Raw genomic sequence first — 25618 nt, forward strand, 5'->3', positions numbered from 1 at the left:
GATCTTCGATGATTGCAGGTATTTCTTTACGCACGCCACAACAGGCACTGGCCGCGTTACTTGACCGATATGCCCCCGCACGCCTGTTGTTGATCGGCGCCAGCGAATTCCCGGCACTGGAGGCTTTCAAGCTCGCTCACCCGGACAGCTGCGTCGCTTTCGCTGCCCCCGGGCCATTGCCCGCCGAGCTGGCTGCCCGCCGTTTCGACCTGGCCCTGGTGGTCGATTGCCTGGAGCATTTGCCCAAGCGCGACGGCCTGAACCTGCTGGGCGGCATCCGCAACCTCAACGCCAGCCGCATCGCAGTGCTGGCGGATCTGCCGGCCTGCGGCTGGCAGGAAACGGACTTTTTCTCCCTGGCTCTGCAAGCCAGCGAACGCTTTCAGCGGGACGAACAGGTCCTGACCCTGTTCACCTATGATCTGCTTGAATACAAACAAGTCCCCGACTGGCTCAATTCGCGCTTCTGGGCCAATCCGGAAAACTTCGGGAAATACTGGTGGTAATGCAATGAGTACATCCATTTGCCCATGCGGCAGCGGCACCCTGCTCGACGCCTGCTGCGGTCACTACCATGAAGGACACCCGGCACCGTGCGCGGAAGCCTTGATGCGCTCGCGCTACAGCGCCTACGTGCTGGGGTTGGTCGACTATCTGGTGGCCACCACCCTGCCCGCCCAACAGGCCGGCCTGGATCGTCAATCGATCAGCGACTGGAGCGCGCAAAGCACGTGGCTTGGCCTTGAGGTGGAAAGCTCCGAAGTGCTGGGTGGCCAGCCTGAACACGCTTTCGTGACCTTCACCGCGCGTTGGCACGACAGCAATGGCGAGCACAGTCATCGAGAGCGTTCGTCATTTGTGCAAAACACCGGTCGCTGGTACTTCATCGACCCGACCGTGCCACTCAAGACTGGACGCAATGACGCCTGCCCGTGCGCGAGCGGGCAGAAGTTCAAGAAGTGTTGTGCAGGGTATTTCAGCAGCTAGGACATGGAGTGACTGTCCACCGCGCAAGAGCGGTCGAAGGCTGCGATCTTTTGGGTCTAGACTGGGCTCAAGGGAGAAACACCACGATGATCATCCGCCGCGGCGCACTCTGTCTGCTCACGTTGTTCCTGACACTGGGACTCGGCGGCTGTGCGTCGTGGTTCGACGACGACTTGCCGGACCCCGAGGTCCATCTGGTGAAGGTCGAGGTGGTCAGCGCCAAACTGCTGGAACAGAAATTCCTCCTGCACTTTCGCATCGACAACCCCAACGACAGCGACCTGACGGTGCGCAGTCTGGAGTATCGCGTTCACCTGGGTGACATACTGCTGGCCGACGGCGAGTACGAACACTGGTTCACCATCAGCCCCATGCACAGCGCTTACTTCAAGGTGCCGATCCGCACCAATCTGTGGTCCAAGGTCCGTGAAATGGCCAAACTGCTGAAAAAAGCCGATCAACCCATCCCCTATCGTCTGGAAGGTGAACTGGAAACCGGTATATTCATCGCCCACTACGTGCACCTGGCGCGCAATGGCGTGATAATCGCCGCCGATTTAATTCCGGAGCAACACCGATGACCCAGCAACCCCATGTCCACGGCCCTGACTGCAACCACGATCATGATCATGACCATCACCACCATGATCACGACCACGGCCATGTCCACGGTCCGAACTGCGGCCACGCTCACCAGGAACCGGTGCGCAATGCCCTGAAAGATGTCGGCCGCAACGATCCGTGCCCGTGCGGCAACGGCAAGAAATTCAAGAAGTGCCACGGCGCTTGATGCTTCGGGCGAAGGCTTGCTTCGCCTGTTGAATCACCACCCCCTCCTGTGGGAGCGAGCCTGCTCGCGATGACGGCAGCACATTCATCATGAGTGTGTCAGTCAGACTGCCATCGTCAGAATGCCGCCCGGAGCAAGCTCGCTCCCACAGGTACTTAGTCGGCTGACAGAATCTGTGCACTGCTGACCACCGTCGCATACTCACCGTGCAAATTCCCCAGCGACATCCCATGCACCTCTTCGGCGCTATGGGCATGGCCGAAAAAATCAGCCTTGTCGAAGGTAAAGCACGCATCCTCGGCCACCCACGTATCAAACCCCAGGTTGCCCGCGGTACGCGCCGTGGATTCCACCGAGTTGTGGGTCGCGACGCCGACGATGACCAACTGCCCGATCCCCGCCTCGCGCAACTGCGCCTCCAGCCCAGTCGAACAAAACGCATCCGGCACCTGCTTCTGGATCAAGCGTTCACCGGCCATTGGCTGAAACCGTTCCTGAAACTCCACCCCCGACTGCTGCGGCCAGAATACCGAGTCCTCCGAGCGGGACAGGTGCTGCACATGGACCACCGGCCGGGCGGTGCGCCGCCAATGGCCGAGCATTTCCAGCATGCGCGCTTCGGCCTCGGGATTATTCCTGCGGCCGAGCCTGGGATGCAGGATGCCTTTTTGTTGATCGATGATGATCAGTGCCGCGTTTGCCTTGAGCTCCATGCCGACTTTTCTCCAGAATTGTTGAGCGTGTCGCACTTCAACATCCCCCATTGCGACTGGCAAGACTGCGATCTTTCCGGTTTATCAGACAAATCCCGAAATAACCTTGTACCCCGCTTGCGCGGCCACCTCCCGCTCACTAACGTAGCGCCTTTATTTCGCGCCGCCTCTACCCCCGCAGGAGCTTTGCCATGGCCTCGCCAGCCCTTACTCATTTTCTACCCCGGTTCGGCGTTGCCGCAGCAGTGGCCGGTGTGTTGAGCCTGACCGGTTGTCAGAACTTCAACGCCCAGGACACCCTCCCGCCGACCTCCGGCGTACAACCACTCAAGGGCCTGGCGCAGAGCGTTTCGGTGCGCCGTAATGCCATGGGCATGCCGTTGATCGAAAGCAACAGCTTCCACGACGCGCTGTTCACCCTCGGTTACGTGCATGCCAGCGACCGCATCACCCAGATGGTCACCCTGCGCCTGCTGGCCCAGGGCCGTTTGGCCGAGATGCACGGTGCCGACCTGCTGGATGCCGACCGCTACATGCGGGCGGTCAACCTGAAGAAAAGTGCTGGCGAGTTGTACAAGGCTTCTTCGCCGCGCCTCAAGCGTTTCTTCGAAGTCTATGCGCGGGGGGTCAACGCCTACCTGTTCCGCTACCGCGACAAACTGCCGGCGGATCTGGCAGCCACCGGCTACAAGCCTGAATACTGGCAGCCGGAAGATTCGGCGCTGATTTTCTGCCTGCTGAACTTCAGCCAGTCGACTAACCTGCCGGAAGAAATTTCCTCGCTGGTGCTGGCCCAGACCGTCACCACCGACAAACTGGCGTGGCTGACGCCGTCGGCTCCCGACGAAAAACTGCCGGCCACCGAAAGCGAAAAACTGCAAGGCCTCAAGCTCAACGGGCAAGTACCGGGGCTGGCCGAACTCAGCAAAGCCACGGGCCAACTGTCTGATCTCAACCTGCTGGGCGCCACCTCGTCGAACAACTGGGCCATCGCCCCGCAACGCAGTCGCAGCGGCAAGAGCCTGCTGGCCAGTGACAGTCACGGCCCGCTGGGCGTGCCTTCGTTGTTCAGCTACGTGCAGATTCGCGCGCCGAAGTATCAGGCTTCCGGCGTGACCATCGCGGGCCTGCCGATGGTGCTTGGCGGTTTCAACGGCAAAGTGGCGTGGAGCATGACGTCCGTGATGGGCGACAACCAGGACCTGTTCCTGGAGAAGATCAAGCGCCAGGGCAACGGGCTCACCTACGAAAACGCCGGGAAGTGGCAGCCGGCGATCGTGCGTAACGAAACCTACTTCGTCAAAGGCCAGCGCTCGATTCGCGAAGCCGTGTACGAAACCCGCCATGGCCCGCTGCTCAACAGCGCCCAAGGCACCACGCTGGCCAATGGTTTCGGCCTGGCCTTGCAGACGCCGAACTTCACCGACGACAAGACCCTGGACGCGTTCTTCGACCTGTCCCGCGCCCAGAGCGTCGAGAAAGCTTCGGATGCCAGCCGCGAAATCCGCGCCATCGCGCTGAACCTGGTGTTCGCCGACGCCAGTCACATCGGCTGGCAGGTCACCGGCCGTTACCCGAACCGCCGCGAAGGCGAAGGTCTGCTGCCCTCGCCGGGCTGGGAAGGTCGTTACGATTGGGACGGTTATGCCGATCCGATGCTGCACCCGTACGACCAGGACCCGGCCCAAGGCTGGCTCGGCACCGCCAACCAGCGGGTCATTCCCCATGGCTACGGCATGCAGTTGTCCAACTCATGGGCGGCACCGGAACGTGGCGAGCGCCTGGCCGAACTGGCTGGTGCAGGCAAACACGACAGCCGCAGCCTGATCGCCATGCAATACGACCAGACCACCACCTTCGCTGCCAAGCTGAAGAAAATGTTCGAGGCGCCGGGCATGGCCCAGCCGCTCAAACAAGCCATGGACGCCTTGGCGCCGGCCGATCGCGCCAAGGCACACGAAGCCTACAGCCGCCTGATGGCGTTCGACGGCAAGCTCAGCCCGACCTCCACCGATGCGGCCATCTACGAGTTGTTCCTGCAGGAAAGCACACGGCAGATCTTCCTCGATGAACTGGGCCCGGAAAGCAGCCCGGCGTGGAAAGCCTTTGTCGCCGACGGCAAGCTGTCCTACGCGGCCCAGGCCGATCACTTGCTCGGGCGTGAAGACAGCCCGTTCTGGGATGACGTGCGCACCGCACAGAAAGAAGACAAACCGGCGATCCTCGCTCGCAGCCTCGCCGCCGCGATCAGCGCAGGCGACAGCCAGTTGGGCGGTGATCACAAAGCCTGGCAGTGGGGCAAACTGCATCGCTATGAATGGAAAAACAGCAGCGGCCAGACCGTACGCGGACCGCTGCCGGCCGGTGGCGATCACACCACACTCAACACCACTGCCTTCGCCTGGGGCCAGGACTTCAACACCACGCTGGCGCCAGCCATGCGCTTTATCGTCGACTTCGGCCAGTCCGAACCGCTGATGGCACAAAACGGCACCGGCCAATCCGGCAACCCGGCCAGCCCGAACTACCTCAACAGCATCGAACCGTGGCTCAAAGGCCAGTACATGAGCCTGCCGATGCAGCCGCAGAACTTCGACAACGCCTATGGCAAGGCGCGGTTGACGCTGACCCCAGGAAAGTAACCCCGCCCTTTACCTGTGGGAGCGAGCCGGCTCCGGGCGGCGTTCCGACGATAGCGATTCAACATTCAAAATAGAGGTTGAATGTTGAATCGCTATCACCATCGCCATTGCGCTGACGCAAGGACAAGTCGTGTCGACGAGGTAAGGAGCCTGGTGACCCGGCTCAGTCAAACCGTTTTTTGTGGCGAGATGATTTGGTGCACCCATTTCCCTGCGCCCGTTTTCGTGCATAAATCTGTTTCCGGCCATTTCCAAGTACCTTTTAAAACGCTTGTTCGGCACTCTGGTTCGGAAATTGCTACTTTCAACAGGTCTTACGCTTTCCAGTAACAATAATTCTGCGCCACAAGCGCTCATATTGGTTTTTAGGGATTGAATAATGAAAAAAGCATTGCTGACCCTTTCTGCACTGGCGTTGTGCATGGCTGCTGGCTCCGCCATGGCGAAGGAGTACAAAGAACTGCGTTTCGGCGTTGACCCTTCCTACGCACCGTTCGAGTCGAAAGCGGCCGATGGCAGCCTGGTAGGCTTTGACATCGATCTGGGGAACGCGATCTGCGCCGAACTGAAGGTCAAGTGCAAGTGGGTCGAAAGCGATTTCGACGGCATGATTCCGGGTCTGAAAGCCAATAAATTCGACGGTGTGATCTCGTCGATGACCGTTACTGAAGCCCGCGAAAAAGCCATCGACTTCTCCAGCGAGTTGTTCTCCGGCCCTACCGCCTACGTGTTCAAGAAAGGTTCCGGCGTGACTGAAGACGTTGCCTCGCTCAAGGGCAAAACCGTCGGTTACGAACAAGGCACCATTCAGGAAGCCTATGCCAAGGCCGTTCTGGACAAGGCCGGGGTGAAAACCCAGGCTTACGCCAACCAGGATCAGGTCTACGCCGACCTGACTTCGGGTCGTCTCGATGCAGGGATCCAGGACATGCTGCAAGCCGAACTGGGCTTCCTGAAGTCTCCACAGGGTGCCGACTACGATGTCACCAAGCCGGTCGACAACGCTTTGCTGCCAGCCAAAACGGCCGTTGGCATTAAGAAAGGTAACACCGAGCTGAAAGCACTTTTGGATAAAGGTATCAAAGCGTTACACGATGATGGCACCTACGCCACCATTCAGAAGAAACACTTTGGCGATCTGAACCTGTACAGCGGCAAATAATGCCCGGCGCCCATCTCTCGATGGGCGCTTTTTTCATCCGATCAGGTTGCTGATTTATGTTCGAAAACCTATTAGAAAATCTGGGGCTCTCTGCCTTCAGCCTCAAGGGCTTCGGTCCGTTGCTGATGCAAGGCACCTGGATGACGATCAAGTTGTCGGCGTTGTCGCTGTTGGTAGCCGTGTTGCTCGGGCTGCTCGGCGCCAGTGCCAAGCTGTCAAAAGTCAAACTGATGCGCGTGCCTGCCCAGCTCTACACCACACTCATTCGCGGCGTTCCGGACCTGGTCCTGATGCTGTTGATCTTCTACAGCCTGCAAACCTGGCTGACTTCTTTTACCGATTACATGGAATGGGAATACATCGAGATCAACCCGTTCAGTGCCGGGGTCATCACCCTGGGTTTCATCTACGGTGCGTATTTCACTGAAACCTTCCGTGGCGCGATTCTCGCCGTCCCACGGGGTCAGGTCGAAGCGGCCACCGCCTATGGCCTCAAGCGCGGCCAGCGTTTCTGGATCGTGGTGTTCCCGCAGATGATGCGTTATGCCCTGCCGGGTATCGGTAACAACTGGATGGTGATGCTCAAGGCCACCGCGCTGGTGTCGATCATCGGCCTCGCCGACCTGGTCAAGGCTGCCCAGGACGCCGGTAAAAGCAGCTATCGGCTGTTTTACTTCCTGGTAATTGCAGCGCTGATCTATCTGGTGATCACCAGCGCGTCCAACTTCATTCTGCGCTGGCTCGAACGTCGTTACTCCGCCGGTACCCGGGAGGCCGTACGATGATCGAACTTCTGCAGGAATACTGGAAACCCTTCCTCTATAGCGACGGCAACAACATCACTGGCCTGGCCATGACCATGTGGCTGCTCAGCGCGTCGATCTTCTTCGGTTTTATCGTGTCGATCCCGCTGTCCATCGCCCGTGTATCGCCGCGCTTCTACATCCGTTGGCCGGTGCAGTTCTATACCTACCTGTTCCGTGGCACGCCGCTCTATATTCAGCTATTGATCTGTTACACGGGGATCTACAGTCTGGCCGCCATTCGAGCTCAGCCAGTACTGGACGCATTCTTTCGCGATGCGATGAACTGCACGATCCTGGCCTTCGCCCTGAACACCTGTGCCTACACCACGGAGATCTTCGCCGGGGCCATTCGCAGCATGAACCACGGCGAAGTCGAAGCGGCCAAGGCTTATGGCCTGACTGGCTGGAAACTGTATGCCTACGTGATCATGCCATCGGCCTTGCGTCGCTCGTTGCCGTACTACAGCAACGAAGTGATCCTGATGCTGCACTCGACCACCGTGGCCTTCACCGCGACCATCCCGGACATCCTGAAAGTCGCGCGCGACGCCAACTCGGCGACCTTCCTGACCTTCCAGTCGTTCGGCATCGCCGCGCTGATCTACCTGACCGTCACTTTTGCGCTGGTCGGCCTGTTCCGCCTTGCCGAACGCCGATGGCTGGCCTTCCTCGGCCCGACCCACTAGGTCTCAACCAGCTTCAGGAAACAACAGATGCGCCACCAGAAACATGACCTGCTGGCCCCGCTGCCGGGGACCGCACGACAGATCCACAGCTTTCACTTCGGCCCCCAACCGGCCAACGGCAAGATCTACATCCAGGCCTCCCTGCACGCCGACGAAATGCCCGGCATGCTGGTGGCCTGGCACCTCAAGCAACGCCTGGCGGAGCTGGAAGCCGCCGGTCGCCTGCGCAGCGAAATCGTGCTGGTACCCGTCGCCAACCCGGTGGGCCTGGAACAGGTACTGATGGATGTGCCGCTGGGTCGCTACGAGCTGGAAAGCGGCCAGAACTTCAACCGCTGGTTCGTCGACCTCAGTGAGGAAGTCGGCAACGCGATCGAAGGCAAGCTCGGTGACGATCCGCAGCACAACCTGCAACTGATCCGCAGCAACCTGCGCGATGCGCTGGCCCGGCAGACCGCCGCCACCCAATTGCAATCCCAGCGCCTGACCCTGCAACGATTGGCCTGCGACGCCGACATGGTGCTAGACCTGCATTGCGATTTCGAAGCGGTCGCTCACCTCTACACCACGCCGGATGCCTGGCCGCAGGTCGAGCCGCTGGCCCGTTATATCGGCGCCGAAGCCAGCCTGCTGGCAACCGATTCCGGTGGTCAGTCGTTCGACGAATGCTTCACCCTGCTCTGGTGGCAGTTGAAGGAGCGCTTCGGCGAGCACTTCGACATTCCGCCAGGCAGTTTTTCGGTGACCGTCGAACTGCGCGGTCAGGGCGACGTCAATCACCCGCTGGCGAGCCTCGACTGCCAGGCGCTGATCGACTACCTGATCCATTTCGGCGCAATCGCCGGCGAACCCGCGCCCCTGCCCGACCTGCCCTACCCGGCGACTCCGCTGGCCGGTGTTGAGCCGGTGGCCACGCCGGTGGGCGGGCTGCTGGTGTTCACCGCGTTGCCGGGTGAGTACCTGGAAGCAGGGCAACTGATCGCCGAGATCATTGATCCGGTCAACGATCTGGTCACTCCCGTTCATTGCGCCACAGCCGGGCTGATGTACGCCCGCTCGCTGCGCCGCATGGCCACTGCCGGCATGGTGATCGCCCACGTCGCGGGCACCGAAGCCTATCGCAGCGGCTATCTACTTTCGCCTTGAGGATGCACGCCCCATGTACAAACTGACCATCGAAGGCCTGCATAAAAGCTACGGCGACCATGAAGTCCTCAAAGGTGTTTCGCTCAAGGCCAAGACCGGCGACGTCATCAGCCTGATCGGCGCCAGCGGCTCGGGTAAAAGTACCTTTCTGCGCTGCATCAACTTCCTGGAACAACCCAACGACGGCGCCATGAGCCTCGACGGGCAGAACATCCGCATGATCAAGGATCGTCACGGCATGCACGTGGCCGACGCCGATGAACTGCAGCGGATTCGCACCCGCCTGGCCATGGTGTTCCAGCATTTCAACCTGTGGAGCCACATGACAGTGCTGGAAAACATCACCATGGCGCCGCGCCGGGTGCTGGGCTGCGACAGGAAAGAAGCCGAGGACCGCGCCCGGCGTTACCTCGACAAGGTGGGGCTGGCCTCCCGTGTGGCGGACCAATACCCGGCCTTCCTGTCCGGTGGTCAGCAACAACGGGTAGCGATTGCCCGCGCACTGGCCATGGAGCCGGAGGTCATGCTGTTCGACGAACCGACCTCGGCGCTGGATCCGGAACTGGTGGGTGAAGTGCTCAAGGTGATCCAGGGCCTGGCCGAAGAAGGCCGGACCATGATCATGGTGACCCACGAAATGAGCTTCGCCCGCAAAGTGTCCAGCCAAGTGCTGTTTCTGCACCACGGCCTGGTTGAGGAAGAAGGCGCGCCGGAAGACGTGCTGGGCAAGCCGAAAAGCGAGCGGTTGAAGCAGTTCCTCAGCGGCAACCTGAAGTAACGTCTACTGCAAAACCTGTGGGAGCGAGCTTGCTCGCGATAGCGGTGGTACAGCCGGCATTGATGTTGACTGATCGACCGCTATCGCGAGCAGGCTCGCTCCCACATTATTTTGATCTGTAGTAACTGGTAATCAGACAACAGGAGCAGGCGGCGGCTCATCCGGCAGCGTGGGCTCGCCCGGTTCATTGGGCTGTTCATTCGGGGTATCAGGATCAGGCTGGCCGGGAATACCCCCTGCCATGCTGACGGGCGGATGTGCCAACAAGGACCAGGCCAGAACGCCAACCTGATTGGGTTCAAGCCTTGCCAGTTCGGCACTGATTCGCGGATCGATCTTCATTCGGCACTCCTGAGCGATGGCCCGACCCGCCTTGCGCGGATCGGAACAGTACACCCCATAGAGTGTACGCTCGCTCAGGAATTCCCGACATTTGTCAGACGGTTGACTCAGGTGCGCGGCAGGGTCACGCCACGCTGGCCCTGATACTTGCCGCCACGGTCCTTGTAGGACACTTCACACTCTTCGTCAGACTCAAGGAACAGCATCTGCGCCACGCCTTCGTTCGCGTAGATTTTCGCCGGCAGATTGGTGGTGTTGGAGAACTCCAGGGTCACGTGGCCTTCCCACTCAGGCTCGAGCGGCGTGACGTTGACGATGATGCCGCAGCGCGCGTAGGTGCTTTTACCCAGGCAAATGGTCAAAACGTTACGCGGAATGCGGAAGTATTCGACGGTGCTGGCCAGGGCGAACGAGTTCGGCGGAATGATGCACACGTCGCTGTGGATGTCGACGAAGCTGCCGGCATCGAAGTTCTTCGGGTCGACGATGGCCGAATTGATGTTGGTGAACACCTTGAAATGATTGGTGCAACGCACATCGTAGCCGTAGCTCGACACGCCGTAGGAGATCACACGGCTATCGTCGCTGCCGCGCATCTGGCGCTCGACGAAAGGCTCGATCATGCCGTGTTCCTGCGCCATGCGGCGAATCCACTTGTCCGATTTGATGCTCATGGCGGGTGTCCTGAATAGCGAGGTCGAAAAATTCTGTCCGGCATCTTACCGGGCGCGCCGCCGGGTTCAAAGTCCGCGGTGCATTTCTCGCCGAACAGGCAGGAATTACCTGCTCTGGCGACGAACCGTCACACCGCCGATCCTTAAAACAGAGAAACCTGTGCAAGAAGCATTGGCACGTTCCGGAAAAAGGGTTAAGGTGGCGTCACTGTGCTGCTTGTGTCACTGAGAATCTCTACACGATATGTTGAATTTCGATCCAACCATCTACAAGAATTTTTCCTGCTCTTTGCACTCAGTCTCGGCCAGGGTTCTTCCTGAGTCGCAGTTATCTTTGTTCAAGGAGTTACACCATGTCTAATCGCCAAACCGGTACCGTTAAGTGGTTCAACGATGAAAAAGGCTTCGGCTTCATCACTCCACAATCCGGTGACGACCTGTTCGTTCACTTCAAAGCTATCCAGTCCGACGGCTTCAAAAGCCTGAAAGAAGGCCAACAGGTTTCTTTCATCGCTACCCGCGGTCAGAAAGGCATGCAAGCTGAAGAAGTTCAAGTTATCTAACTTGTACTTGCTTTAGTAAAAAGCCCCGCCCTCAACAGCGGGGCTTTTTTGTGGGCGGGTGTTTTGTCCACGCCAAAAAAGATAGCCGCCTTCGACAGCTCCGGGGTTGACCCTGCGGGAACTGTCGAAGGCGGCTATCTTTTTTTGCTCTTACCAGGTCACGCCAAACCCTGCGGTGTAGCGTGTCTTGTCCAGATCCGCATCGTCAGTGCCGCTGATGATATCGCGCTCCGCCTTCAGGTTCAGCGAAGCCCAGTCAGTCACCTTGTAGCGCAACCCCATCTCGGCATCGAGCGCGTAGTCGGCCACACCCGACAGCGGCTTACCAACCTCGCCATTGGTAAAGAACTCGACGCGCTTGCCGACCAGGTAGCGGTTGTAGTCCCACTTCATGGCCAGGGCGTAGAAGTTGTCTTTGCCGCCATCGGAAAATTCATAGTCCGTACGGTTGATCAGCGAGCCCAGGGAGAACGCCCCGAGCTCGTTATCCCAGAACTGATAGCCGGGACCGGTACCGACCGTGCGTTGCCGGGAAAGGCCTTCGATCTTGTCGCGTTTGTAGACCAGGCGCCCCTGCCAGAACCATTGTTCGGTCAGGAATCGGTCGATGGAGTATTCCGCCCGCCAGTTGTCCGTGGTCACCACGTCGTCCTGGAACTCACGGTTGTATTCACCTTCAGCGGTGTGCCGCCAGCGCCCGTGTCGCGCACTGGTCTTGAAATCGATGTCGTAGTCATCGGTGTCGTTTTCCGCCCGCTGATAATCCAGCGCGACATCGACGTTGCCTTTCCACACCAGATCCTCGACCACCGGTTTTGGCTTGAGAATCTGCTGGATGCTCGCCAGTTCGACCGTCTTCGGTGCCTCGCCGTTGGCCAGCGTGACCTTGCCGTCGTCCGCCGCCTTCAGCGATTTGGCTTTCTCGCCACTGTAGGCATCCTGCTTGACCAGCAACTCCTGATCGCTGTCCAGGGTCTTGACCTGTTTCCAGTCGATCGTCACCGCACCGGCGTATTCGGTCTGGATCAGCAGCTTGCCGCCATCGAACAGCGTAATCTTGCCGCTCAGCTTGTCACCGTTCTTCAACCACACGGTATCGGCTAGCGAGGGAGTGGAAGCACCAAGGACGGCGAGACACAGCAGGGATCTGGACAACATAAGCAAAATACGGGCTCAGGCTTGCAAGAAAAGTCCGCATTATCCGTAGGAACAAAGCCCTGACAAGGACCGACCCGACTATTTCTGTTGAGTTCATTTCTCAACTTCCTGTGCGGGAATTACTCTACAGACGGTAAAGCACATTTCTTCAGGACTGACGGACGTGACCGATCCAACCGATGAACCCGAGAGCGCAGCGCAAATCCGACGCACGGCGTTGTATTTGACACTGGCACAAGTCCCCGAGGGCAAAGTCGTCAGCTACGGCCAACTGGCCGAGCTTGCAGGACTGGGTCGCGCCGCCCGCTGGGTCGGGCGCACCCTCAGTCAACTGCCCGGCGACAGCAAGTTGCCCTGGCACCGTGTTCTAGGCGCAAACGGGCGTATCAGCCTGCCGGCGGGCAGCCCTTCGGGTGATGAGCAGCGCGCACGATTACGCATGGAGGGCATCAGTATCCTGAACAATCGTGCTGATATTCAGCGCCATGGCTGGCGTCCGGTAGAGCACAGCGGTTAGAGTGCGCGCTTTGTTTCCGTATTTCTTGAGGCAGACTCCAGCCCATGCCCCGTAAAACCTGGCGCGCCGCGCTCGCCGCTTATGCCAGCCCCTCGACACTCGTGCTGTTGCTGCTTGGTTTCGCCGCCGGCCTGCCCTACATGCTGGTGTTTTCGACACTTTCAGTCTGGCTGCGTGAAGCTGGCGTGGCTCGTGAAACCATTGGCTATGCAAGCCTGATCGGCCTGGCGTATGCCTTCAAATGGGTCTGGTCACCCTTGCTCGACCAATGGCGACTGCCATTGCTCGGCAAACTCGGTCGACGACGATCCTGGCTCGTGCTGTCTCAGGCACTGGTCATCCTTGGCCTGATCGGGATGGGTTTCTGCGACCCGCAAAAGCATTTGTCCTGGCTGATCGCCATTGCCGTCATCGTCGCTTTCGCATCAGCGACGCAGGACATCGCGGTCGACGCCTACCGCCTGGAAATCGCCGAAGACAACCGCCAGGCCGCGCTCGCCGCCAGCTACATGTCCGGTTACCGGGTCGCTGCGCTGCTGGCTACCGCAGGCGCGCTCTTCTTCGCCGAAGGCTTTGGCTCCACCGGCTTCAACTACAAGCATTCGGCCTGGGCTGGCACTTACATCCTGTTCGGTGCCCTGATGGTCCCGGCACTGCTGACCAGTCTGTTCATGCGCGAACCGCCAGTACCGTTGCGCACGCAACTGCAGGCCGGGCGCTACAGCTTCGCGCACCAACTGGCGTCGGTGTTCGTGCTGATCGTGCTGCTGGTTTCGGTGCCGGCCATGTTCACCCAGCTCTACAACACCGACTTCGCCAGCGTGCTGTTCCAGGGCGTGAGCCTGCTTGACCTGCTGCTCGAAGACCGCGCTTTCCTGCGCGCGATCCTCTACACCACCCTCACCGCCCTGTGCCTCTCGGCCATGGGCCGTCGTGGCCTGGCGCCAGTGCTTACACCGGTCAACGACTTCATTCTGCGATACCGCTGGCAAGCGCTTCTGCTGCTCGGCTTGATCGCTACCTATCGGATGTCCGATACGGTCATGGGCGTGATGGCCAACGTGTTCTACATCGACCAGGGCTTCACCAAGGACCAGATCGCCAGCGTCAGCAAAATCTTCGGCCTGATCATGACCCTGGTGGGTGCCGGCATGGGCGGCCTGCTGATCGTGCGTTTCGGCATCCTGCCGATCCTGTTCATCGGTGGTGTCGCATCCGCGGCGACCAACATCCTGTTCCTGATGCTCGCCGACATGGGCCCCAACCTGAACATGCTGGTGCTGACCATCTCCCTGGACAACTTCAGCTCGGGCCTGGCGACCTCGGCGTTCGTCGCCTACCTGTCGAGCCTGACCAACCTCAAGTTCTCCGCCACCCAATACGCCCTTCTCAGCTCGATCATGCTGTTGCTGCCACGCCTGATCGGCGGCTACTCCGGGGTCATGGTGGAAAAATTCGGTTACCACAACTTCTTCCTGATCACCGCCCTGCTAGGCGTCCCGACCCTGCTGTTGATCGCCTTGCACTGGTTCCAGGAGAACCGCCGCGCAGGCCCGACTCCGACACCGGAACCAGTACAGACCCCGGTCGCCGAAGAATCGTAGGCTCTTTACGCAGGAAGAGTCGCGGAGGGAGGAGTGAATCCCGCCCTCCTGCCACACTACCGACCGCACGCCTGTACGCCAGCGGATCTCGCCCGTACAATGCTCCGTCATTTCTCGTCATCAGCAATCGATAACGGCCAACCATGCGCACCAGTCAATTTTTGCTCGCCACACAAAAAGAAACGCCTTCCGACGCGGTCGTGATCAGCCACCAGCTGATGCTGCGCGCCGGCATGATCCGTAAACTCGCCTCGGGCCTGTACACCTGGCTGCCGATGGGCTTGCGGGTAATGCGCAAGGTCGAAGCCGTCGTTCGTGAAGAAATGAACGCCGCCGGCTCTCTCGAAGTGTTGATGCCGAGCACGCAACCGGCTGAGCTGTGGCAGGAATCCGGGCGCTGGGAAGAGTACGGCCCTGAATTGCTGCGCTTCAAGGATCGCCACGGTCGCGACTTCTGCGCAGGCCCGACCCACGAAGAAGTCATCACCGATCTGATGCGCAACGAACTGAGCAGCTACAAGCAGCTGCCGATCAACCTGTACCAGATCCAGACCAAATTCCGTGACGAAATCCGCCCACGTTTCGGCTTGATGCGCGGCCGCGAATTCATCATGAAGGACGCCTACTCGTTCCACGCTGACCAGCCTTCGCTGCAGGTTACCTACGACCGCATGCACCAGGCTTACTGCAACGTGTTCACTCGCCTGGGTCTGAAGTTCCGCCCTGTTGAAGCCGACAACGGCTCCATTGGCGGCGCCGGTTCCCACGAGTTCCACGTGCTGGCCGAGTCCGGTGAAGACGATATCGTTTTCAGCAACGGCTCCGACTACGCCGCCAACATCGAAAAAGCCGAAGCCGTGCCGCGCGAAACCTCGCGTGCCGCTGCGACCGAAGAACTGCGCCTGGTCGACACGCCGAACGCCAAGACCATCGCGCAACTGGTCGAAGGCTTCAACCTGCCGATCGAGAAAACCATCAAGACCCTCGTGGTGCACGCTGAAGAGAAAGGCAAGCTGATTGCCCTGATCATCCGTGGCGACCATGAGCTGAACGAAATCAAGGCTGCCAACCAGCCAGGCGTTGCCAGCCCTCTGGTCATGGCATCGGAAAGCGAACTACGCGACGCCATCGGCGCTGGTGCCGGTTCCCTCGGCCCGTTGAACCTGCCGCTGCCGATCATCATCGACCGTTCGGTCGAGCTGATGAGCGACTTCGGCATCGGTGCCAACATCGATGACAAACACTACTTCGGTGTGAACTGGGAGCGCGACCTGCCTGTTCCAACCGTTGCCGACCTGCGCAACGTCGTGGCCGGCGACCCGAGCCCGGACGGCAAGGGCACCCTGGAGATCAAGCGCGGCATCGAAGTCGGGCACATCTTCCAGCTGGGCAACAAGTACAGCAAAGCGATGAAATGCGAAGTGCTGGGCGAGAACGGCAAGCCGGTCACCCTGGAAATGGGCTGCTACGGTATCGGCGTGTCCCGCGTGGTGGCGGCTGCCATCGAGCAGAACAACGACGAAAAAGGGATCATCTGGAGCGACACCCTCGCGCCATTCCAGATTGCCCTGGTGCCGCTGCGCTACGAGACCGAGCAGGTTCGCAAAGCCACCGACAAGCTGTACGCGGAACTCACCGCTGCCGGCTTCGAAGTGCTGCTGGACGACCGCGACAAGAAAACCAGCCCGGGCATCAAGTTCGCAGACATGGAACTGATCGGCATTCCACACCGGATCGTGGTCAGCGACCGCGGCCTGGCCGAAGGCAACCTGGAATACAAGAGCCGTACCGAGGCCGACGCACAAGCGCTACCGGTCGCCGACGTGCTGTCCTTCCTTCAGGCCCGCATCCGCCGCTGATAGCAGATATAGAGACGTCATGTTCAAGCGAAACACCTTAGGCCTCGGTGGTGCCGCCTTGTGCGGCGCCCTGCTGGTCAGCGGCTGTGCCAACCACATGTCGCAACGCAGCGAGCAAGAGGAACGGGTCGAGCGCAAATTGCTCGATCACAGCCTGCAGATCGATGTCGGTGAGCCCAAGGTGCTTGAGCTGCCGCAACGGCGGGTGAAAATCCACGAGCAGAAGACTTTCGAAGTCACTGAATACGAAGTCACGCGTCACTACGACCGCTATACGCCGTACCAACCCTGGCGGGAGATCTACGAAATCCCGCTGGGCGCGGTGGCCGTGGTGGCGGGTGTCGGTGCCAACGTGGTCAATGTGTTCGCCCTCGGCAATCTGCCGGACAGCGTGACCAAGGACTGGCTGAGCTACGGTTTCGCCGGGCTCAACCCGTTCATGAACACGCAGTCCCACGGTCGCGCGCAGCAGAACCTGGCCGGTATTGATGAAGTCCAGCGCGACAAGCGCACGGAGTACTCAAGCCTGCCCTGGAGCGAGCGCCCGGTCGAGGTCAAGGCCGGCAAGGAAACCTTCGAACTGACCACCGACAAAAACGGCGTGTTGCGCCTGAATCTGTTGGACAATCCGTTCGCCGAACATGACATCAATCATCTGAGCCGATTGCTGATTCGTGTCGAGGATGCCCAGGACGACGTACACACCGACTCCTCGCTAGCCGTCAGCAGCACCTTGCGCAGCAAGCTCTATGAGGCCCACGGGCTGATTTATGACGATCTCGAAGGCGACGAAGTCAATCAGTGGGTCCACCGGGTCAAGCGCTTGTCGGAGCTGGGTCTTGAAGAAGAAGCCAGCGAACTGGAACAGAGCCTGATCGAACTGACGCGCAATGATCCCGAATTGCAGACCGAATTCCTGAAATCGCTGACCCGGAATGGCGAGCGACTGGTGGCGAATCCGGGGCTGAACTAAAAAGCCAGAAGCCTTCGCGAGCCTGCTCGCGAAGGCGGCCTGACATTCACCACCAAACCTCTATCTTCCGCTACCGCTCAAACAACTCCATCTGCTCGAACCCGCCCCGCAAGTCCTCCAGCCGCACACCGACCCCCAACAACCGCACCGGTTTACCGCCGCGATTGAAGGCCTGGGTCAGCATCAACTGATAACTCCCCAGATCCCGCCCTGCCCCGGCCTGCTCCAATGTAGTCTGGGTGAAGTCGTGGAACTTCACTTTGACGAATGGCTTGCCCGGACGATAGCTGCTGTCGATTCGCGCCATGCGACCCGCCAGGGTCTCCAGCAGCTCGGGCAACTTGTCCAGGCAGCTCTTCAGGTCCGGCAGATCAACGTCGTAGGTATTTTCAACACTGATCGACTGACGACGACTGTCGTTGTGCACCACACGGTCATCGATCCCACGGGCAAGGCTCCAGAGTCGCTCGCCAAAGCTGCCGAACTCACGCACCAGCGCCAACTTGTCCCACTCGCGCAATTGGAGGCAATCGGTGATCCCCAGCTTGCCGAGCTTGTCGGCGGTGACTTTGCCGACCCCGTGCAACTTGTTCACGGGCAAACCGCTGACAAAGTCCTCGACCTGGTCCGGAGTGATGACAAACAGGCCATTGGGCTTTTTCCAGTCACTGGCGATCTTGGCCAGAAACTTGTTCGGCGCCACGCCCGCCGACACGGTGATATGCAACTGGTTGGAGACCCGACGCCGGATGTCCTGGGCGATTCGCGTTGCACTGCCACCGAAATGCGCACTGTCCGACACATCGAGGTACGCCTCATCGAGCGAGAGCGGCTCGATGATCTCGGTGTAATCGCGAAAGATCGTGTGGATTTCCCTGGACGCTTCTCTATAGGCATCCATGCGTGGCTTGACGATGGTCAGGTCGGGGCACAGCTTCAAGGCATGCCCGGAGGACATCGCCGAACGCACCCCGTACGCCCGCGCCTCATAATTGCAGGTGGCGATCACCCCGCGCCGGTCCGCCGACCCACCTACCGCCAGTGGTTTACCGGCGAGGCGTGGGTCGTCGCGCATCTCGATGGCTGCATAGAAACAGTCACAATCGACGTGGATGATCTTGCGTTGAGTCATAGCAAAGCCGTGTTCATGGCAAAGAAAAGGCGTCATGGCGTGCCGGATAAACAGTATCTCACCGACACCTGTATATAGCACCAGTAGTCTGAATGTTCTTTTCCAATCGTAGGAAGAGTCGATTGTGAATTTGTTTTTTCAATCGAAAAGTTGCTTTCAATAGACCCACAGGCCTTGCCCTGCCTGCCTCACAGACCGATCGGCCTCCCCTTTTGAACGCTAACCGATTGAACGGGAAGAGGTTTTATCGGAAATTGAGGTTGACACCCGAGCGCATCTCTATAGAATGAGCCACACAGACGCGGGATGGAGCAGTCTGGTAGCTCGTCGGGCTCATAACCCGAAGGTCGTCGGTTCAAATCCGGCTCCCGCAACCAAACATCAAAAAAGGCTACTCGAAAGAGTGGCCTTTTTTGTGCGTGCTCATTTTGTAGCATCGAACGCCGAAACACGGCCTGGACGCTCAACGAGACCGAAATCGGAAATCGTTCTGATTCCGAAACTTAGGCCATCCCTGCGACCGTTTGACGCGATTCAACGTTTATTTGACCTGCTTCAGGATTAACGGTTGACACCCCGGCGTATCTCTATAGAATGCCGCCACACAGACGCGGGATGGAGCAGTCTGGTAGCTCGTCGGGCTCATAACCCGAAGGTCGTCGGTTCAAATCCGGCTCCCGCAACCAAACATCAAAAAAGGCTACTCGAAAGAGTGGCCTTTTTTGTATCTGTTGAAAAAGTCCTTTCGCAACAATGACCTGTCACTGTGTAGCAAGTCGTTTGGGAAGCACCCATGCGCCGGGTTCAGACTATGCTCTATTGCAGGCTGAAGCCTTCACGACTGATGACGCGCCGTCCCCGTTGCCCGGTGATAGGCGTTAATATTTGTGATTATTTTTTTCTACAGGGATTGGTAACTTGGCTGGATACCTCCATCCTGTCGCGCACAATCCAAGAGGTGATTGATGCGCGCCAACTCGTCTGATTCACAAGACACTGTCACAGCGACACAACCGATCAATGCCGAGCGCTTGCGCCTGCTTGATCGGTTGAGCAAATACCGTCAACCCATTGGCCTGGCGGTCACCCTGCTATTGTTCGCGATTGCGCTGATTGCCTGTCGCCACCTGTTGAGCGAGCTCGACCTTTACGCGCTGCACGACTCAATCCTTGACGTTCCCAAACCTGCCTTGATGGGCGCACTGGCTGCAACCGTTGTGGGTTTCATCATTCTGCTCGGCTACGAATGGTCGGCCAGCCGCTATGCCGGGGTGAGCCTGACACCGCGCACTTTGGCGCTGGGTGGTTTCACGGCCTTTGCCATCGGCAACGCCATCGGTCTTTCAATGTTGTCGGGCGGTTCGGTTCGCTATCGCCTCTATGCCCGTCATGGCCTGGGAGCGGCTGAAGTCGCCCGCATGACGTTGTTCGCCAGTCTCTCGCTGGGTTGCGCCCTGCCGCCGCTGGCCGCCCTGGCGACGCTCAGCGACCTGCCAGCCGCATCCACCGCCCTGGGGCTCTCCGAGACATTGCTGGGCGTGGTGGCGAGCGCCGTGCTCGTGCTGTTTTCGGTGCTGGCCATCGGTATCTACCGTCGTCGGCTGCCGGAGCAGCCATACCCGGACAACCTGCTGGTCAGGGTCGGGCGTCGCACCTTGCGCCTGCCCGGGCGTCGCCTGACATTCCTGCAATTGATCATCACCGCCCTGGACGTAGCGGCCGCCGCGACCGTGCTCTATCTGCTGCTGCCGGAAACACCACCCTTCGGCGCGTTCCTTCTGGTTTACCTGCTGGCCCTGGCCGCTGGCGTACTCAGCCATGTGCCGGGCGGTGTCGGGGTGTTCGAGGCAATATTGCTGGCGGCGTTTTCCGACACCCTTGGCGCTGCGCCATTGGCGGCCGCCCTGCTGCTCTATCGCTTGATCTACGTGGTCCTGCCCTTGCTGGTGGCCTGCCTGCTGTTGCTGATCAATGAAGGCCAGCGCCTGTTCCAGACACGCCAGACGTTGCGCGCGGCCTCGGGCCTGGCGGCTCCGATACTGGCGGTGCTGGTATTCCTGTCCGGCGTTGTCCTGCTGTTCTCCGGCGCCACCCCGGAAATCGATACCCGCCTGGAACACATCGGCTTTCTGATCCCCCATCGACTGGTCGATGCCTCGCACTTCGGTGCCAGCCTGGTCGGCGTGCTTTGCCTGTTGCTGGCCCAAGGACTGCGTCGCCGGCTGTCGGCCGCGTGGATGCTGACCACCATTCTGCTGCTGGTCGGTGCCCTGCTCTCGCTGCTCAAAGGCTTCGACTGGGAAGAAGCCAGCCTGATGGTGCTGACGGCGAGCCTGCTCGGGGTATTCCGCCGCTCGTTCTATCGCCCCAGCCGCCTGACCGAAGTACCGTTCTCGCCGCTGTACCTGGTGGCCAGCCTGTGCGTGCTCGGGGCGTCGATCTGGTTGCTGCTGTTCGCCTATCAGGACGTTCCCTACAGCCACCAACTCTGGTGGCAGTTCACCCTCGACGCCGACGCCCCTCGCGGCCTGCGCTCGCTGCTCGGCGCCGCTGTGCTGCTGGTGGTGGTGTCCCTGACCTGGCTGCTGCGCACTGCACGTCCGGTCATTCACCTGCCCACGCCCGATGAACTGGAGCGCGCCAGCAAGATCCTCATGGCATCGGCTCAACCGGATGGCGGCCTGGCCCTGACCGGTGACAAGGCGCTGCTGTTTCACACCAATGACGAAGCGTTCCTGATGTACGCCCGTCGCGGCCGCAGCCTGGTGGCGCTGTATGACCCGATCGGCCCGGGCCAGCAACGGGCGGAAATGATCTGGCAGTTCCGCGACCTGTGCGACATCCACCACGCCCGTCCCGTGTTCTATCAAGTGCGCGCCGAGAACCTGCCGTACTACATGGACATCGGCCTGACCGCGATCAAGCTCGGCGAAGAAGCCCGGGTCGATCTCAAGCGTTTTGATCTCGAAGCCAAGGGCAAAGAGATGAAGGACCTGCGCTACACCTGGAACCGTGGCACCCGTGACGGCCTGTCCCTGGAAATCCATGAGCCGGGCCACGCGCCGATGGATGAGCTCAAGGTGATTTCCGATGCCTGGCTGACCGGCAAGAACGTCCGGGAGAAAGGCTTCTCGCTGGGCCGCTTCAGCGATGACTACCTCAAGCATTTCCGCATCGCGGTGATTCGTTTCGAAGGTCGCCCGGTGGCGTTCGCCAACCTGCTCGAGACCTACGGCCATGACCTGGCCAGCCTTGATCTGATGCGCGCGCACCCGGATGCCCCGAAGCTGACCATGGAGTTCATGATGGTCGGCCTGATTCAACATTATAAAAACCATGGATACGCGCGTTTCAGCCTGGGCATGGTGCCGTTGTCGGGGTTGCAACCCCGTCGCGGCGCGCCATTGACCCAGCGCCTGGGCTCGATGGTATTCCGCCGCGGTGAGCAGCTGTACAACTTCCAGGGCTTGCGACGCTTCAAAGACAAGTTCCAGCCTGATTGGGAACCCCGTTATATGGCCGTGCCCGCCGGACTCGATCCGCTGGTTGCGCTGGCCGACACCGCCGCCCTGATCGCGGGCGGCTTGACCGGATTGGTGAAACGCTGATGATTCAACGCTCCTTGCGGTATGTATTGGGCACACTGGTGATAGTGGCCCTGATTCTCGGTGGCGGTTACTGGTACCTGAAACGCCCGGCACCGGAACCGACCCTCGAATTGCTGACCCCGGCCGATGGTGCGGCGATGACCCGTGTCATCCCCGGCACCACGCCACGCGCCCAGGTGCTGGTGGCGGTCAACGAAGACCAGAAACTCAGCGACAAGCAATTGATCACCCTGAGCCGTAGCGGCGCGGCACAAATTGTCCAGGTGATCCTGCCAAAGGACTGCCTGCTGCAAAGCCGCGCCCTGCAATCAGGTCTGCGGGAACTCAAAGGCCCGGCGACCCTGGTCAGCGGCATCGGCCCTGGCGCCGTGCTGGCCTGGCGCTGGTTGTCCGAGCAAAAGGACGACAAGGCCTACGCCGTCTCGGTCGACCTGGCCCTGGAAAAGGGTGGCTGCACGCACCTGTTGCCGAAAAGCGCCGCCCACGGCCACTGGCTGGCGGCGTGGAACGACAACCCGGACGACACCAGTGCCGGCTTCGTGCGTGATCAACCGAACGCCGAGACCAGCATCAGCGACTACGACATCAACCTGCCGCAAGTGCTGAACAACGAACTGCGCAAGATCCTCGTCGGTGGCGACAAAGCCGCTGGCGGCCTGCAGATCCCGGTGGTCGAAGTGCCGGCAGGCCAGGCCAGGGACACCGTGACCCTGTTCCTGTCCGGTGACGGCGGCTGGCGCGACCTCGACCGCGACGTGGCGGGCGAGATGGCCAAGATCGGCTACCCAGTGGTTGGTATCGACACCCTGCGCTACTACTGGCAGCACAAGAGCCCCGAGCAAAGCGCGCTGGACCTGGCTGAACTGATGCAACACTACCGGCAGAAATGGGGCACCAAGCGCTTCATCCTGACCGGCTACTCGTTCGGCGCCGACGTACTGCCGGCGATCTACAACCGCCTGGCCGAATCGGAACAGCAACGCGTCGACGCGATCATCCTGCTGGCCTTCGCCCGTACCGGCAGCTTCGAGATCGAAGTCGAAGGCTGGCTCGGCAACGCCGGCAAGGAAGCCGCCACCGGCCCGGAAATGGCCAAGCTGCCAGCGGCCAAAGTGGTGTGCATCTACGGCGAGGAAGAAACCGACGAGAGTGGCTGCACCGACAAGACAGCGGTGGGCGAAGCCATCAAGCTGCCTGGCGGCCACCACTTCGACGAGAACTACCCGGCGCTGGCCAAGCGCCTGGTGGATGTGATCGAGAAACGTCAGGCGAAGGAAACGGCTGCTACAGAGTGATCTGAGCCAGCCGAAAAAAGCCCTCGTTACCTCACGGTAGCGGGGGCTTTTTACATTCGACCAATCAACGCCCCCCCTGTGGGAGCGAGCTTGCTCGCGATGGCGGTAGACCAGGCAACATCACTGTTGAATGTGGCGCTGCCATCGCGAGCAGGCTCGCTCCTACAAGGGATCTTCACTGGCTCCAGAAAATGCATTGACCACAAAAAAGCCCCCGCTGCCGCAATGGCAACGGGGGCTTTTTGATGAGGTTTACATCTCCACCTGCGTCCCCAGCTCAATCACCCGGTTTAACGGCAGATTGAAGAAACGCAAATTGCCGTTGGCGTTCTGCAACATGAAGGCAAACAACCCTTCGCGCCAACGGGCCATGCCTTCGAGCTTGGAGGCAATGACCGTCTCGCGGCTGAGGAAGTAGGTGGTACGCATCGGACTGAAATCCAGTTCATCGAGGTGGCACAGTTTCAGTGCCTGCGGTACATCCGGCTCATCGGTGAATCCGAAATGCAGGATTACGCGGAAGAAACCTTCGCCGTAGGAGTCGACCTCGAAGCGCCGTTGTAGTGGCACCCGCGGGATGTCTTCGTACACCACCGTCAGCAACACCACTTGCTCGTGCAACACTTGATTATGCAGCAGGTTGTGCAACAACGCATGGGGCACGGCATCCGCCCGCGCTGTCAGGAACACAGCGGTGCCCTGAACTCGATGGGGCGGTTGTACGGCAATGCTGCTGATGAAGATCGGCAGCGGCAATCCACCCTCATCGATGCGCTCGACAAGCAACTGTTTGCCGCGCTTCCAGGTAGTCATCAACACAAACAGCACAATACCGGCGATCACCGGGAAAGCCCCGCCCTGGACGATTTTCGGCACGTTGGCGGCAAAGTACAGGCCGTCCACCAGCAGAAAACCGAGCAGCAGCGGAACGGCGAAAAGCGGTGGCCATTTCCACAACAGCAATATCACGGCCGACACCAGGATGGTGGTCATCAGCATGGTCCCGGTCACCGCCACACCGTAGGCTGAGGCCAGGGCACCGGAGGATTCGAAACCCAGCACCAACAGCACCACGCCGACCATCAGCGCCCAATTCACCGCGCCGATGTAGATCTGGCCCTGTTCGGCACTGGAGGTGTGCCGGATGTGCATGCGCGGAATGTAACCGAGCTGGATCGCCTGACGGGTCAGGGAGAACGCACCGGAAATCACCGCTTGCGAGGCAATCACCGTAGCCAGGGTCGACAAGCCGACCAGCGGGATCAATGCCCAGCTGGGTGCAAGCAGGTAGAACGGGTTACGGGCTGCTTCCGGGTCACCCAGCAACAAGGCACCTTGACCAAAATAATTGAGCACCAGCGCCGGCAGCACCAGGAGAAACCAAGCGCGAGCAATCGGCTTGCGCCCGAAGTGGCCCATGTCCGCGTACAGCGCTTCGGCACCGGTCAATGCCAGTACTACAGCGCCGAGAATTGTCACGCCCATGCCCGGGTGGTCGATGAAGAAGCGCACGCCCCACACCGGGTTCATCGCTTCCAGGACCTCTGGATGCTGGCTGATGCCATAGACGCCCAATGCACCCAGCACAAGGAACCAGGTGACCATGATCGGCCCGAACAGAATGCCGATGCGCGCCGTGCCGTGACGCTGGATCAGAAACAGCGCGACCAGCACCACCAGCGACAGCGGCACGACCCAATGGTCGATGCCTTCGAAGGCCAGCCCCAGGCCTTCAATCGCCGACAGCACGGAAATCGCCGGGGTGATCATGCTGTCGCCATAGAACAACGCCGCACCGATCAGTCCGCAGACCACCAGCAACGTGCGCAACTTGGCGTGCCCCGCCGCCGCCCGCCGGGCCAGTGCGGTCAAGGCCATGATCCCGCCTTCGCCCTGGTTGTCGGCGCGCAGTACAAACATCATGTACTTGATCGACACGACCCAGATCAGCGACCAGAAAATGAGTGCCAGAATCCCCAGCACCCCGTCATGGTTGACCGGTACGCCGTAGCCTCCGGAAAACACTTCCTTGAGGGTGTACAACGGACTGGTGCCGATATCGCCATAAACCACCCCGACTGCCGCGACCAGCATGCCGATCGGCTTGACCGCCGAATGCTCGGCACCTGCAGCCTGACTACTTGCCTGACCCATCCACCACTCCTACTTCTCAGACCCGGGCT

At 60.1% G+C, this 25618-nt stretch carries 23 protein-coding genes and 2 tRNA genes; 19 read left to right on the forward strand and 6 right to left on the reverse strand.

The annotated features are described in order from the left end of the window. The first annotated feature begins 8 nt into the window (after positions 1 to 8). The 4 genes from KGA96_RS04825 (at position 9) to KGA96_RS04840 (ending at position 1777) form a co-directional block, all read left to right on the forward strand. Entirely contained in the window at positions 9 to 506 is a 498-nt protein-coding gene (locus KGA96_RS04825; RefSeq protein WP_223511887.1) for a DUF6231 family protein, read from the forward strand. Between the two features lie 4 nt (positions 507 to 510). Beyond that, entirely contained in the window at positions 511 to 987 is a 477-nt protein-coding gene (locus KGA96_RS04830) for a YchJ family protein (RefSeq protein ID WP_223465594.1), read from the forward strand. 86 nt (positions 988 to 1073) lie between these two features. Next, entirely contained in the window at positions 1074 to 1568 is a 495-nt protein-coding gene (locus tag KGA96_RS04835) for an LEA type 2 family protein (protein ID WP_046041217.1), read from the forward strand. Then, positions 1565 to 1777: an SEC-C metal-binding domain-containing protein gene (locus tag KGA96_RS04840; RefSeq protein WP_015093814.1), complete on the forward strand. Its 213-nt coding sequence runs from the start codon at positions 1565 to 1567 to the stop codon at positions 1775 to 1777. Before KGA96_RS04835 ends, KGA96_RS04840 begins: the two co-directional genes overlap by 4 nt. 155 nt (positions 1778 to 1932) lie before the next feature. Here KGA96_RS04840 and KGA96_RS04845 read toward each other — a convergent pair whose 3' ends face one another. Next, positions 1933 to 2490, reverse strand: a complete 558-nt coding sequence (locus KGA96_RS04845) for a cysteine hydrolase family protein (protein WP_046041215.1) — start codon at positions 2488 to 2490, stop codon at positions 1933 to 1935. 191 nt (positions 2491 to 2681) lie between these two features. On the opposite strand from KGA96_RS04845, the gene KGA96_RS04850 reads away from it, so the two are divergent. From KGA96_RS04850 to KGA96_RS04875, 6 genes are all read left to right on the forward strand, one after another. Continuing rightward, positions 2682 to 5132, forward strand: coding sequence for a penicillin acylase family protein (locus KGA96_RS04850; RefSeq protein ID WP_223511889.1), 2451 nt, complete (start codon positions 2682 to 2684; stop codon positions 5130 to 5132). 379 nt (positions 5133 to 5511) lie between these two features. Beyond that, positions 5512 to 6294 (forward strand): transporter substrate-binding domain-containing protein, encoded by a 783-nt coding sequence (locus KGA96_RS04855; protein WP_046041211.1) that lies wholly within the window; start codon positions 5512 to 5514, stop codon positions 6292 to 6294. Positions 6295 to 6350: 56 nt separating this feature from the next. Next, on the forward strand, positions 6351 to 7079 hold the full coding sequence (locus KGA96_RS04860; protein WP_223465597.1) for an ABC transporter permease: 729 nt from the start codon (positions 6351 to 6353) through the stop codon (positions 7077 to 7079). Next, entirely contained in the window at positions 7076 to 7786 is a 711-nt protein-coding gene (locus tag KGA96_RS04865) for an ABC transporter permease (protein ID WP_027925663.1), read from the forward strand. The genes KGA96_RS04860 and KGA96_RS04865 overlap by 4 nt, the downstream gene beginning before the upstream one ends. A gap of 27 nt (positions 7787 to 7813) precedes the next feature. Next, positions 7814 to 8932 carry a succinylglutamate desuccinylase/aspartoacylase family protein gene (locus KGA96_RS04870; RefSeq protein WP_046041205.1) on the forward strand — a complete coding sequence of 373 codons (1119 nt, stop codon included), beginning with the start codon at positions 7814 to 7816 and terminating at the stop codon, positions 8930 to 8932. A 13-nt stretch (positions 8933 to 8945) separates the two neighbouring features. After that, entirely contained in the window at positions 8946 to 9710 is a 765-nt protein-coding gene (locus KGA96_RS04875) for an ABC transporter ATP-binding protein (RefSeq protein WP_046041204.1), read from the forward strand. A 132-nt stretch (positions 9711 to 9842) separates the two neighbouring features. Here KGA96_RS04875 and KGA96_RS04880 read toward each other — a convergent pair whose 3' ends face one another. Both KGA96_RS04880 and dcd read right to left on the reverse strand, forming a co-directional pair. Beyond that, positions 9843 to 10052 carry a hypothetical protein gene (locus KGA96_RS04880; RefSeq protein ID WP_008052149.1) on the reverse strand — a complete coding sequence of 70 codons (210 nt, stop codon included), beginning with the start codon at positions 10050 to 10052 and terminating at the stop codon, positions 9843 to 9845. A gap of 107 nt (positions 10053 to 10159) precedes the next feature. Then, positions 10160 to 10726 (reverse strand): dCTP deaminase, encoded by a 567-nt coding sequence (gene dcd, locus KGA96_RS04885; RefSeq protein WP_007940589.1) that lies wholly within the window; start codon positions 10724 to 10726, stop codon positions 10160 to 10162. 353 nt (positions 10727 to 11079) lie between these two features. Between dcd and KGA96_RS04890 the strand changes: the two genes are divergently transcribed. Beyond that, positions 11080 to 11289, forward strand: coding sequence for a cold-shock protein (locus tag KGA96_RS04890; protein WP_002554837.1), 210 nt, complete (start codon positions 11080 to 11082; stop codon positions 11287 to 11289). A gap of 150 nt (positions 11290 to 11439) precedes the next feature. On the opposite strand, the gene KGA96_RS04895 is transcribed toward KGA96_RS04890, so the two are convergent. Continuing rightward, positions 11440 to 12447 carry a DUF481 domain-containing protein gene (locus tag KGA96_RS04895; RefSeq protein ID WP_223465598.1) on the reverse strand — a complete coding sequence of 336 codons (1008 nt, stop codon included), beginning with the start codon at positions 12445 to 12447 and terminating at the stop codon, positions 11440 to 11442. A 163-nt stretch (positions 12448 to 12610) separates the two neighbouring features. Between KGA96_RS04895 and KGA96_RS04900 the strand changes: the two genes are divergently transcribed. The 4 genes from KGA96_RS04900 to KGA96_RS04915 all read left to right on the forward strand — a co-directional run bounded on the left by KGA96_RS04900 (position 12611) and on the right by KGA96_RS04915 (position 17400). After that, positions 12611 to 12964 carry an MGMT family protein gene (locus tag KGA96_RS04900; RefSeq protein WP_223511891.1) on the forward strand — a complete coding sequence of 118 codons (354 nt, stop codon included), beginning with the start codon at positions 12611 to 12613 and terminating at the stop codon, positions 12962 to 12964. Between the two features lie 44 nt (positions 12965 to 13008). After that, entirely contained in the window at positions 13009 to 14568 is a 1560-nt protein-coding gene (locus KGA96_RS04905) for an AmpG family muropeptide MFS transporter (RefSeq protein WP_223511894.1), read from the forward strand. Positions 14569 to 14711: 143 nt separating this feature from the next. After that, on the forward strand, positions 14712 to 16427 hold the full coding sequence (locus KGA96_RS04910) for a proline--tRNA ligase (RefSeq protein WP_223511896.1): 1716 nt from the start codon (positions 14712 to 14714) through the stop codon (positions 16425 to 16427). A gap of 19 nt (positions 16428 to 16446) precedes the next feature. After that, positions 16447 to 17400 (forward strand): hypothetical protein, encoded by a 954-nt coding sequence (locus KGA96_RS04915; protein WP_046041194.1) that lies wholly within the window; start codon positions 16447 to 16449, stop codon positions 17398 to 17400. A gap of 70 nt (positions 17401 to 17470) precedes the next feature. Here KGA96_RS04915 and dinB read toward each other — a convergent pair whose 3' ends face one another. Next, a complete protein-coding gene (gene dinB / locus KGA96_RS04920; RefSeq protein WP_046041192.1) occupies positions 17471 to 18532 on the reverse strand; it encodes a DNA polymerase IV in 1062 nt (353 codons plus the stop codon). A gap of 300 nt (positions 18533 to 18832) precedes the next feature. Between dinB and KGA96_RS04925 the strand changes: the two genes are divergently transcribed. The 4 genes from KGA96_RS04925 (at position 18833) to KGA96_RS04940 (ending at position 23435) form a co-directional block, all read left to right on the forward strand. Beyond that, positions 18833 to 18909 (forward strand) — tRNA-Met (locus tag KGA96_RS04925). Between the two features lie 232 nt (positions 18910 to 19141). Next, positions 19142 to 19218: transfer RNA gene (locus KGA96_RS04930), tRNA-Met, on the forward strand. Between the two features lie 279 nt (positions 19219 to 19497). Next, a complete protein-coding gene (mprF, locus tag KGA96_RS04935; protein WP_223466554.1) occupies positions 19498 to 22140 on the forward strand; it encodes a bifunctional lysylphosphatidylglycerol flippase/synthetase MprF in 2643 nt (880 codons plus the stop codon). Next, positions 22140 to 23435: a virulence factor family protein gene (locus KGA96_RS04940; RefSeq protein WP_046041190.1), complete on the forward strand. Its 1296-nt coding sequence runs from the start codon at positions 22140 to 22142 to the stop codon at positions 23433 to 23435. The genes mprF and KGA96_RS04940 overlap by 1 nt, the downstream gene beginning before the upstream one ends. A 252-nt stretch (positions 23436 to 23687) precedes the next feature. Here KGA96_RS04940 and KGA96_RS04945 read toward each other — a convergent pair whose 3' ends face one another. Beyond that, on the reverse strand, positions 23688 to 25589 hold the full coding sequence (locus KGA96_RS04945) for a potassium transporter Kup (protein ID WP_046041189.1): 1902 nt from the start codon (positions 25587 to 25589) through the stop codon (positions 23688 to 23690). Between the last annotated feature and the right edge of the window lie 29 nt (positions 25590 to 25618).

It is taken from the genome of Pseudomonas sp. GL-R-26 (assembly GCF_019947365.1).
Lineage (GTDB): Bacteria > Pseudomonadota > Gammaproteobacteria > Pseudomonadales > Pseudomonadaceae > Aquipseudomonas.

What these genes read in the sequence shown, in the direction of transcription:
- KGA96_RS04945 (WP_046041189.1), bottom strand. Translation starts at nt 25,589, where the DNA reads ATGGGTCAGGCAAGTAGTCAGGCTGCAGGTGCCGAGCATTCGGCGGTC.
- KGA96_RS04915 (WP_046041194.1), top strand. Translation starts at nt 16,447, where the DNA reads ATGTTCAAGCGAAACACCTTAGGCCTCGGTGGTGCCGCCTTGTGCGGC.
- mprF (WP_223466554.1), top strand. Translation starts at nt 19,498, where the DNA reads ATGCGCGCCAACTCGTCTGATTCACAAGACACTGTCACAGCGACACAA.
- KGA96_RS04865 (WP_027925663.1), top strand. Translation starts at nt 7,076, where the DNA reads ATGATCGAACTTCTGCAGGAATACTGGAAACCCTTCCTCTATAGCGAC.
- KGA96_RS04830 (WP_223465594.1), top strand. Translation starts at nt 511, where the DNA reads ATGAGTACATCCATTTGCCCATGCGGCAGCGGCACCCTGCTCGACGCC.
- KGA96_RS04910 (WP_223511896.1), top strand. Translation starts at nt 14,712, where the DNA reads ATGCGCACCAGTCAATTTTTGCTCGCCACACAAAAAGAAACGCCTTCC.
- KGA96_RS04835 (WP_046041217.1), top strand. Translation starts at nt 1,074, where the DNA reads ATGATCATCCGCCGCGGCGCACTCTGTCTGCTCACGTTGTTCCTGACA.
- KGA96_RS04895 (WP_223465598.1), bottom strand. Translation starts at nt 12,447, where the DNA reads ATGTTGTCCAGATCCCTGCTGTGTCTCGCCGTCCTTGGTGCTTCCACT.
- KGA96_RS04825 (WP_223511887.1), top strand. Translation starts at nt 9, where the DNA reads ATGATTGCAGGTATTTCTTTACGCACGCCACAACAGGCACTGGCCGCG.
- KGA96_RS04875 (WP_046041204.1), top strand. Translation starts at nt 8,946, where the DNA reads ATGTACAAACTGACCATCGAAGGCCTGCATAAAAGCTACGGCGACCAT.
- KGA96_RS04940 (WP_046041190.1), top strand. Translation starts at nt 22,140, where the DNA reads ATGATTCAACGCTCCTTGCGGTATGTATTGGGCACACTGGTGATAGTG.
- KGA96_RS04905 (WP_223511894.1), top strand. Translation starts at nt 13,009, where the DNA reads ATGCCCCGTAAAACCTGGCGCGCCGCGCTCGCCGCTTATGCCAGCCCC.
- KGA96_RS04850 (WP_223511889.1), top strand. Translation starts at nt 2,682, where the DNA reads ATGGCCTCGCCAGCCCTTACTCATTTTCTACCCCGGTTCGGCGTTGCC.
- KGA96_RS04870 (WP_046041205.1), top strand. Translation starts at nt 7,814, where the DNA reads ATGCGCCACCAGAAACATGACCTGCTGGCCCCGCTGCCGGGGACCGCA.
- dinB (WP_046041192.1), bottom strand. Translation starts at nt 18,532, where the DNA reads ATGACTCAACGCAAGATCATCCACGTCGATTGTGACTGTTTCTATGCA.
- KGA96_RS04855 (WP_046041211.1), top strand. Translation starts at nt 5,512, where the DNA reads ATGAAAAAAGCATTGCTGACCCTTTCTGCACTGGCGTTGTGCATGGCT.
- KGA96_RS04840 (WP_015093814.1), top strand. Translation starts at nt 1,565, where the DNA reads ATGACCCAGCAACCCCATGTCCACGGCCCTGACTGCAACCACGATCAT.
- dcd (WP_007940589.1), bottom strand. Translation starts at nt 10,726, where the DNA reads ATGAGCATCAAATCGGACAAGTGGATTCGCCGCATGGCGCAGGAACAC.
- KGA96_RS04860 (WP_223465597.1), top strand. Translation starts at nt 6,351, where the DNA reads ATGTTCGAAAACCTATTAGAAAATCTGGGGCTCTCTGCCTTCAGCCTC.
- KGA96_RS04880 (WP_008052149.1), bottom strand. Translation starts at nt 10,052, where the DNA reads ATGAAGATCGATCCGCGAATCAGTGCCGAACTGGCAAGGCTTGAACCC.
- KGA96_RS04890 (WP_002554837.1), top strand. Translation starts at nt 11,080, where the DNA reads ATGTCTAATCGCCAAACCGGTACCGTTAAGTGGTTCAACGATGAAAAA.
- KGA96_RS04845 (WP_046041215.1), bottom strand. Translation starts at nt 2,490, where the DNA reads ATGGAGCTCAAGGCAAACGCGGCACTGATCATCATCGATCAACAAAAA.